Source organism: Massilia sp. CT11-108 (genome assembly GCF_047302915.1).
Lineage (GTDB): Bacteria > Pseudomonadota > Gammaproteobacteria > Burkholderiales > Burkholderiaceae_D > Telluria > Telluria orientalis.
The window spans coordinates 20,275-29,617 of the sequence record NZ_JBKYMO010000020.1 but is presented as its reverse complement, the minus strand read 5'-3'; the positions used below and the strand labels follow the sequence as shown (position 1 = coordinate 29,617).

At 66.0% G+C, this 9,343-nt stretch carries 5 protein-coding genes; all 5 read right to left on the bottom strand.

Annotated elements, in window-relative coordinates:
* Positions 1–281: 281 nt before the first annotated feature.
* From ACEN88_RS04050 to ACEN88_RS04030, 5 genes are read right to left on the bottom strand one after another with little or no spacing between them, the layout of a single operon-like run.
* Positions 282–1,046 carry a ThuA domain-containing protein gene (locus ACEN88_RS04050; RefSeq protein WP_413337517.1) on the bottom strand — a complete coding sequence of 255 codons (765 nt, stop codon included), beginning with the start codon at positions 1,044–1,046 and terminating at the stop codon, positions 282–284.
* Between the two features lie 10 nt (positions 1,047–1,056).
* Complete coding sequence (locus tag ACEN88_RS04045) at positions 1,057–1,962, bottom strand: alpha/beta hydrolase (protein ID WP_413337516.1); 906 nt, start codon at positions 1,960–1,962, stop codon at positions 1,057–1,059.
* Positions 1,952–4,975, bottom strand: coding sequence for a glycosyl hydrolase family 28-related protein (locus ACEN88_RS04040; protein ID WP_413337515.1), 3,024 nt, complete (start codon positions 4,973–4,975; stop codon positions 1,952–1,954). Before ACEN88_RS04040 ends, ACEN88_RS04045 begins: the two co-directional genes overlap by 11 nt.
* Positions 4,976–4,981: 6 nt before the next feature.
* On the bottom strand, positions 4,982–6,304 hold the full coding sequence (locus ACEN88_RS04035; RefSeq protein ID WP_413337514.1) for a gluconate:H+ symporter: 1,323 nt from the start codon (positions 6,302–6,304) through the stop codon (positions 4,982–4,984).
* A 13-nt stretch (positions 6,305–6,317) separates the two neighbouring features.
* On the bottom strand, positions 6,318–9,287 hold the full coding sequence (locus tag ACEN88_RS04030) for a TonB-dependent receptor plug domain-containing protein (RefSeq protein WP_413337513.1): 2,970 nt from the start codon (positions 9,285–9,287) through the stop codon (positions 6,318–6,320).
* Positions 9,288–9,343 lie beyond the last annotated feature (56 nt).

Below are 9,343 nucleotides of genomic sequence, written 5' to 3'. Positions count from 1 at the left end.
TGCCGACGCATCGTCAGAGCTGACTTCCATGATGCTTACCTATGACATCTGAGCAAAATTTGAGGGGAAGGCTCAGGGTCAGAGCACTTTTTGAGACACAATCTTCAAAGCAAGATCTTTCGGAGCTTCAGCCAGCTCCGGCGTGTTGACCGGCGTGAATGGCGTCCCGATTGCTCCAATCTAGGAGAAGCACTGTTCACCCGGACATTGACCCGGAATGTGCTCTGACCCCGAATATGGTCGGAAATGTGCTCTGACCCCGAATTTTCTGCCCCGAATTTTCAGCGCTGCTGGCCCCGGCCCGTCGCTGCCCACCAGATCCCGCCCATCAGGTGCGCGAGATATTGTGGGTCGCGGTACATGTCGCCGTTGTGGCCCAGCAGCGTGACGAACACGCGGCCCTTCTCGACCGTGTGGTACCACGACACCGGGTGGTCACGGCCCATGCCCGTCGACACCTGGCCGGGCCAGATCTTCGTGACGTCGTAGCTGGATTCGTCGATGTTCAGCACGGGGTGGATGGCGACCTTGTACGGGTTCGTCGTCTCGTACCACTCGTCGCTCCAGATCCAGCGCGGCGGGATGCCGAAGGTCGCCGGGAACGTTTTATCGACGACGTCGACGGCGCCCGTCTGCAGCATCGGGTGCGTCTTGAACGAGCGGCCGACGAGCTTCTCGTACCATACCCACCCGTTCGGCGGCGTGATGGCAGCGCGGTGCACGACGACGGCATTGCCGCCGTCACGCATGTAGGCCTCGAACTTCGCGCGCTGCGCCGGGTTCAGTTCCTCGCCCGGCGTGTTGAGGAAGACGACGGCCGCGTACTGCTTCAAATCGCCGTCGAACGCCTCGGGCTTGTTCGTGTACGTGAAGTCGAACGCGTGCAGCTTCGCCAGCTTTTCCAGGCTCTCGCGCGCGATCGGGATGTATTCGTAGTGGTACTTGTTGGGGATGGCCAGTACGAGCAGCTTGTACTGGACGTCCGCCGCCCACGCGGCCGGCGTGGCCAGCAGGGCCACGGCCAGCGCCGATGCGATACGTTTCATATGGATCCTTTCAAGGTGCGGGCACGCCTTCCGGCTTGCGCGAATGACTCCCGATACTGCGCGGGATGAGCCAGCCGCCGTCGGCGAGCCAGTCCGCCAGGCGATCCGGCCAGTGCTGCAGCGAGATGCGTTCGCCGCGCTGGCCCACGTTGAAGGCGTGGTCCGTGTCCGCGTACAGGTGCAGCTCGGCCGACACGCCGGCCTTCACGAGCTGCTGGTACAGGGTGATGGTGGGCGGCATGCAGCACGTGTCGCGCGAGCCCGCGACGAGGAACGCGGGCGGCGCACCGTCCACGGCCTTCGCGGGAGAGCCCAGCGGCCCGGGATACACGAGCACCTGGAAGTCCGGGCGCGCGCTCTGGCGGTCCAGCGCATCCGTCTTGCCGCGCGGCGCGGGCTCCGGATTGTCGGCGACAAGCGACACGAGTTCGCCGCCCGCCGAGAAGCCCATGATGCCCACGCGCTGCGGGTCGATGCCGTATTCCCCCGCATGCGCGCGCACCCAGCGCACGGCGCGCCGCAGGTCGGCCGCGCCGTCGCCTTCGATGCTGTAGCCGGCGGAATCCGGATCGCGCGCCAGCCGGTATTTCAATACGAAGGCCGTCACGCCCATGCGGTTCAGCAGCTTGCCCGCGACGACGCCCTCGTTCTGGAACACGAGCATGCGATGCCCGCCACCCGGCACGACGACGATCGCCGCGCCGTTCGCATGGCGCGGGTCGGCGCGCAGCACCGTCAGCGACGGGTCGTGCACGTTGCTGACGTACGCCCCGTCCGTCAGCTTCTCGGGCTCGCCGTGACGCTTTTCGGAACCGGGCGCGCCGTCGGGCCACAATTGAACGGCCTGCTGGGCACAGGCGCTGCCGGCGCAGCCCAGCGCCAGCAGCATCGCCACACAAAGGCGCTTAGTCGACATGGCTCGTGTACAGGCTGTGGTGCGTGAGGATGAACAGCGTGCGCTTGTCGGCGCCGCCGAAGATCAGCTGGAGCGGACGCTCCGGCACGTCGATGCGGCCCCGTTCCTTGCCGTCCGGACCATAGATGAACACCTGGCCGTTGGCGACATAGACATTGCCGTCCGGGCCCAAGGTCGCGCTTTCGCCGCCGCGGTCGGCGACCTGCTTCAGGTCCGTGATGGCGCCGCCCTGGCCCACGAGACCGCTGAACGTGCGGTTCTCGGAACCGTTCGTGAAGATCACGCGCTCGCCCACGCGGGCGCTGGTAAAGCCGTGCGTGTCCAGCGTGTCGGACCAGCGGTAGCCCAGGTGGTCCGTCGGGCCCTGGCGCGTCACGCGCCATGCCGGGAGCACGAGGCTGCCGTCCGGCGACACGTATTCCTGCGCCTTCGGCTTCGCCACGTCGCGCGCGAACATCTCGCTCAAGGTGGTGAACTCGTAGGTCTTCGGATCGATCTGGTCCTGGAACTCGCCGTTCTGCCAGAAGTTGACGGGAATGGCCACACGCGCATCCGCACGCGCTGCGACCGCCGTCGGCTTGATCATCGTGTAGCCTTCCGGCGTCGGCGGCACGTCCGGCTTGAACGCATACACGCTCGCGCTCGCGCCGTAGTGCGATACGACCATCACGTTGCCGCTGCGGTCGATGGCGAGGTTGATCGGGTCGAGCGGCGTGTCGCGCACGATCTCCAGGCCGCGGTCATGGCTCCATGCGTGGACGCGCTTGAAGTGGCGATCGATGAAGTACAGCTTGCCGTTGGCGTCGACGGCCGCGCCGGCGATGGAATAAAAGCCGTCCGCGACCTTCTCGACCTTGCCCAGCGGTGCCGGCGCGGCCGTCTGCTTGCCCGTGTAGTCGAGGATCGCAAATTCCCGCTCGCGCACCTGGATGTTGTGCGTGACGTCGGTGATGGCGTTCTCGTACGGGTACTTCGACGCGCGCGCATACGTCGTGCAGCCGTTCTCGTCGCAGGTGGCGAAGCCGCTTTCGCCGTTCACGTGCACGTTGCGGAAGCGGATGTCGCTGGAATTCGCGATGCGCACGGCCGTCACCGCCGGCTTGATGGAGCGGGTGACGCGGTAGCCGTGGTAGTTCGCGATCAGGATATTCTTCGAGTTGCGGATATCGAGCGACACGGAATCCATGCCGTCGCGGACTTCTTCTTCGGTCTGCGGTGCATAGAATGACCAGTTCTCCACGCCGTCCAGCACGATCTCGTTGCGGATGTGGTGCTCGGCCGAGAGTTCGTACACGCGGCCCGGCGTCTTCGTGTTCGTCACGTAGAAGCCCGCCTGCGCATAGCCGCTCGGCGACCAGATGCCGGTGAACGTGCCGCCGCCGCCGTCCGTCACCCAGACGCTCGGGTACTGGCGGTCCCACCAGGCGGTCGTATCCCACCGCTCCGTCTTCTTGTACGGATCGGCGCGCGTGCCGTCGTACAGGCGCGTGCCGTGGCCGCCCTGGATGCGCACGTCGTCGACCAGCGACTGCTCGCCCGCGCGCCACAGCAGCGCAACGGCGCGGTTGTTGACCTCACCGGTCGCGAGGCCGATGCCGGACACGATGCCGGCGCCGCCGCGCGCGCTTTCCAGCAGCGCCTTCGGCGTGTCGACGCCCTGGAACAGCGGCGAGCCATTCGGCAGCACGAGCTGCGTCAGGCCCGGGTGCAGGCCGACGATCACGGTGTCCGGCTTCATGCGGATCGTGTCGTTGACCATGTAGAAGCCCTGCGGCAGGTACACGACGCGGTTGCTGTCGATGGCTTTCTGGATCGCGGCCGTGTCGTCCGCGCGGCCGTCGCCCTTCGCGCCGAATTTGTGCACGTTGGCCCATTCTTTCGACGGCGGCAGCGCTTTCAGCACACGCTGCGGCGTGACCTTGGCGCTCAAAGGCGCCGTCTTGTAGTTGGTCGTGAAGCGGCCCGGTGTGCCCAATTGATCGAGCTTCATGCCGTAGTTGAGTTCCGTGACCTCGTACGCGCGGCCGGCGCCCGCGAGGGTCTTGCCGCTGTCGCGGAACTTCGCGAAGGTCGGCACGTTCTTCGCGCTGGCGTGGTCGAACGCGATCTGCGTGTAGACGTTGTCCTCGTTGCTGATGACGACGGCGGCCTTTGCGACGTTCTCGAAGCGGACGTTCTTCGCATACAGCCAGTCGCCGTAGCCGCGGTCGATGTCGATGCCGACCGGGGTGTCGCGGATGTCGACGTTGTCCAGCGTGAGCCCGGCCTCGTGCTCGCGGATGGCGGCGTCGCGCTGGCCGTCGAACGTCGCGTCGACGAGCGTGAACTGCCAGGCGGGCGACGTCTTTTCGGCCAGGATGCCGTAGCGGCCGCCGTGGAATTTCAGGTCGTACGCGATGTTCCCGACGTGGTAGACGCCGGCGAGGCCGCTGCCGATATGGAAATCGATGTGCGACAGGTTCGAGTGCTGCGCCGTGTGCATGCGCACGCCGGTGGCGGCCGGGTTGCCGTCGCCGATCTCGAAGTCGACGTTCGACAGCACGGAATAGAAGGTTGCGGAGTTCGCGTCGCGCACGTCCTTGTCCGCGCCGACGGCGCCCGCGACGGGCATCGGCACCTTGCCCACCGTGTACTGGTCGCCGCCGGTGAAGATCACCATGTTGGCGACGCCCTGCTGGAAGCCCGGCGTCTTCGGCGCCAGCACGAACACGGGACGCGTCGCGCCCACGCCGTACACGCGCACGGCGAGCGGGATCAGGATGCTCTTCGTGATGCGGTAGCGGCCCGACGGCAGGAACACGACGCCGCCTTCGCCCTTGTTGGCGGCGGCGTCGATGGCCTGCTGGATGGCGGCGGTGTCGTCCGTTTTGCCGTCACCCTTCGCGTGCACGACGACGGCGCGCGGATCTTCCGGCATGGTCTGGAAAGCCGATACGGAGGCGGCGGATGCGGGCGTGGCGAGTACGAACGCCAGCGCCAATGCGGCAGGAATCGTTGAAAGCGTAGTCTTCATTTATAGTTATCCTTGAGTGACGAACAGCGACAACAACATCACGAACAGCAGTCCGAACACGCCGACGAGGGTCTCCATCATCGTCCATGAGCGGAACGTATCCTTCAGCGACAGGCCGAAGTATTCCTTGAACATCCAGAAGCCTGAATCGTTCACGTGACTGAACATCAGGCTCCCGGCACCGACGGCCAGGACCATCAGGTTCGGGTCGACGCCGGAGCTTTCCACGAGCGGCCCGACGACGCCGGCCGCCGTGATGCCGGCCACCGTGGCGGAGCCCAGGCACACGCGGATCAGCGTCGCCACGGCCCAGCCGAGCAGAAGCGGATGCACGGGCATGTGCGCGAGCTGCGTGCCCAGTTCCGCGCTGACGCCGGAATCGATCAGCACCTGCTTCAGGCCACCGGCACCGGCGATGATCATCAGGATCGGCGAGATCTCGCGCAGGGCGCCCGCGGCGCTGTCCGTCACTTTCGAAAACGGCTGGCCGCGGCCGATACCCAGCGTCACGACCCCGACGGCGTACGACAGCAGCATCACGACGAGCGGACTGGATAGAAACGCGAGCGGCTTGGACAGGTCCGGGCGGATCAAGGTGACGAGCGTGAGGGCGCCCAGCAGCACGACCGGCAGCAACGCGGTGAAGAAGCTGTTGAAGGTGCCCGGCAGCTCGCTGTCGGGAATCGCCTGCTGCGCGGTGCGGAACATCGGCGCAGGCTCGCCGCGGATGTGTTTCAGCGACATGGCGAAGATCGGCCCCGCGATGATCAGCGTGGGGATCGCGACGACGAGGCCATACAGCAGCGTCTTGCCCATGTCCGCGTGCACGGCGACGACGAGCGCCGTCGCGGACGGGTGCGGCGGCAGGAAGCCGTGCGCGATCGACAGGCCCGCCAGCAGCGGCATGCCCAGCGCCACGGCCGGACGGCCGGACTGGTACACGAGCGAGAAGATCAGCGGGATCATCAGCACGAAGCCGACGTTGTAGTACAGCGGCATGCCGACGACGAAGCCGGTGACGGTCATCGCCACCGGGATCCGCGCCATGCCGAGCCGGTCGACGAGGCTGATGGCGATGCGCCGGGCCGCGCCGCTGTCGGCGATCAGCTTGCCGAACACGGCGCCCAGGCAGATCACGACGACCAGGGACCCGAGCAGGTCACCGATCCCCTTTTCGATGGCGCCCGGGATCTTCGCGGCAGGCATCCCGAGCATCAATGCGGCGACGATGGCTGCGACGACGAACGCGAGGAGCGGCTGAATCTTGCCCCACGCGATCATCACCGTCAGCAGGCCGACCGCCAGTAGTACTGACAGCAGGTTCCACATGGCCGGCCTCCGTTTAGAAGTTGTAGCGCAGGCCGGCGCGGTAGGTGCGTCCCACGACGTCGTACAGGGCCGGGTTGATCGCGAAGCTCGGGTTGGCCTGCGGTGCAGGTTCCGGATCGCGGTCCGCCAGGTTGTCGATCTTGAAGTAGACCATCATCTGCTTCGACACGTTGTAGCTGCCGCCGAAGTCGACGTAGGTCGCGCCCTTCATCTTGTTGTCGTAGATGGTCGGGTGGATCAAGGTCGACACCGGGCAGTTCGTCTGGCACTCGATGTACTCGTTGCTGTACTTGCCGTCGCTGAACCAGCGCTCGGTGAGGGTCAGGCTCAACTTGTCGTTGTCCCACGACTGCGTGGCGAGCAGCTTCCACTTCGGCGTGTTGCCCAGGTTGACACCAGCCCCTTCCGACGGGATCGTGCCGACGACGCCCGAATCCGTGATGAAGTGCAGCGTGCGGGTGGCCAGCGCGCGGACGGTGAAGCGGCCCGGCAGGTTGAATTTATCGAGGTTCGTGCGGTACGCCGACTCGATGTCGAAGCCTTTCAAATGCAGCGAAGCGAGATTGAAGTTCTGCACCGTGACGTAGTTGTTGCCCGGGCTGTTCAGCTCCATCGCCTGGCAGATCTCCTGGTTGCCGGCCACGCACAGGTCGACTTCCTGCTGGATCGACAAGGTCGAGATCACGTCGTTGACCTTGATGTCGTAGTAGTCGAGCGACGTCGAGAAGCCCGGCGCCCAGCTCGGCTGGCTCAGCACGATGCCGAACGAGTTATTACGCGCGATTTCCGGACGGAGCTTCGTGTTGCCGACGGTGCGCTGCTGCACGCTGACCGTGTTGCCCTGGTACTGCACCTGGTTGTTGACGACGACCGGCGCCGCGAACAGTTCGGAGAGGTTCGGTGCGCGCACGTCCTTCGAGCTGACGGCGCGGAAGCGCAGGCCGTCGATGGGCGTCTTCCACGTGGCGCCGATCTTCCAGCTGCTGACGCTGCCGGCGGTGCTGTACTTGGTCTGGCGGTCGGCCAGGTTCAGGTTCGCTTCGCCCCAGGTGTCCGACTTCAGCACGGGCAGGTTCAGCTCGACGTACGCCTCGCGCACGTTGTACGCGCCCGCGCCGTTGTGATAGTTACCGGCATACCAGTTGTTGCCGACCGTGCTGTTGAGGGTCGGGTCGGCGGGGTAGGCTGCGCCGCCGATCGAATCCGGGGAAACGCCGGCGCCGTACGGATCGCCGTGCACGTCGTACTTCTCGCGGCGCCATTCGGCACCCGTCGCCATCGACAGCGGGCCCGCCCAGCCTTCCCAGATCTCGCCGTTGAAGTTGGCGCTGGCCACGTCCTGGCTCTGCGTCGTGCGCTGGATCGGGCCGGCGCCCGGCGCGACATAGCCCCACGCGGCCGGATCGACCGGGTTGTTGCCGATGATGTTCAGCGGCACGCAACCGTTCGCGGCGGCGACGGCGTTGCGGCAGACGATCTTGCCGCTGGCATCGCGCACGGCGTCGATCGCATTGTTGTAGCGCGTGTTCAGCGTGATGTCGTGGACGTTGATGTTGGTCGTGTTCTCGCCGTGTTCCGCGTAGGCGTCGTACGACCACTCCTTGCCGAACAGGTTGAACCTGCCGTCCGCGCCAACGACGAAGCGGCGCTGCGTGCGCGTCGGGTGGACGTTGATGTTCTCCGGGAAGATCGCGTTCGCCGTGCCGTACTGGAAGCTCTTGATGTTGTTGGCCGCGCAGGCCGCCGCGATCGAGGCGGGCAGGAACGGGTTGTCGCACTGGATCGTCAGGTTGGCCTGCTTGGCCGCGCCCGGGTTCGGCGAGAAGTGCGATTTTACTTGCGCATAGTTCGCGGTGAAATAGATCTCGTTATCCGCGTCGAGGTCCCACGACAATCGCGTGTAGGCAACCTGGCGCTTGAAATTCATCGCGAGATTCGTGCCTGCGCCCACGCTGCCCGAGAGGTCGCCGCCCACGCAGAACGGATTCACGCAGTTCGTGACCTGGCCGGTGCCGGTCGGCACGCCGTTCGAGCCGTAGTTGAACTGGTACGGCACGCCGCCGTCGCCGAACGCGGTGCCTTGCAGCGGGCCGCTCGTGATCAGGCCGTATTTCGAATACTGGTATTGCTGGGCGTGGTCGATGGCCATGTATTCCGGCTTGCCGTCGGTGGTCTGCGACAGCGGACGGCGCTGGAACACCGTGTTGCGGTACCACGTGCGGCCGCCCGCGCCCACTTCGCCGAAGCCCGGCGAGTCGATGCCGTTTTCCTTGCTGAACTCGCCGCTGACGGTCGCGTGCAGGCGGTCGTCCATGAAGCCCTTGCCCCAGGCGGCCTGCAGGGTGCCGCTCTTGTCGTCGTGGTAGCGCGTCTGGCCGCCCTCGACATTGGCCTTGAAGCCCGTGAATTTTTTATCCGTGATGAAGTTGACGACACCGCCCACCGCATCGGAACCGTACGACGCCGACGCACCGCCCGTCACGACGTCCACGCGCTTCACCAGCAGTTGCGGGAACTGGCTGACGTCCGTGACGCCGGTGACGTTCGCGCCGACGACGCGCTGGCCATCGAGCAGGGTCAGGGTCCGGATGGTGCCCAGGCCGCGCAGGCTCAGCGAGGACAGGCCCTGGATGCCGCTCGAGGTGCTGTTGGTGCTCGTCGTGCGGCCCGTGCTGCCCTGCAGCGCCGGCAGTTCGGCCAGCGTGTTGAACAGGTTCGGCTTCGCGGCCTTTTCGAGGTCGGCACTGGACAGGCTCGTCGTCGGCGTCGGCTGTGTGAAGCCGCGGGCCGCGATGCGCGAGCCGGAAATGCGCACGACGTTCGCTTCCGGGACGGCGGCAGTGGCTTCAGGAGCCTGGGTTGCCTGGGCATCCGTCGCCGGCTGTTGTGCCGGTTCGGCTTGCTGCGCATGGGCGGCGCCGAGCATGCCGCAGGCACTGGCGACGGCGAGGTTGATGAGGGTGCGTTGTAGTGGTGTACGCATGGTAGTCTCCATTATTCTCATGTGGTCGGCATGCCGCCTCGGATGGGCGGCTGGGC

What these genes read in the sequence shown, in the direction of transcription:
- ACEN88_RS04050 (WP_413337517.1), bottom strand. Translation starts at nt 1,046, where the DNA reads ATGAAACGTATCGCATCGGCGCTGGCCGTGGCCCTGCTGGCCACGCCG.
- ACEN88_RS04045 (WP_413337516.1), bottom strand. Translation starts at nt 1,962, where the DNA reads ATGTCGACTAAGCGCCTTTGTGTGGCGATGCTGCTGGCGCTGGGCTGC.
- ACEN88_RS04040 (WP_413337515.1), bottom strand. Translation starts at nt 4,975, where the DNA reads ATGAAGACTACGCTTTCAACGATTCCTGCCGCATTGGCGCTGGCGTTC.
- ACEN88_RS04035 (WP_413337514.1), bottom strand. Translation starts at nt 6,304, where the DNA reads ATGTGGAACCTGCTGTCAGTACTACTGGCGGTCGGCCTGCTGACGGTG.
- ACEN88_RS04030 (WP_413337513.1), bottom strand. Translation starts at nt 9,287, where the DNA reads ATGCGTACACCACTACAACGCACCCTCATCAACCTCGCCGTCGCCAGT.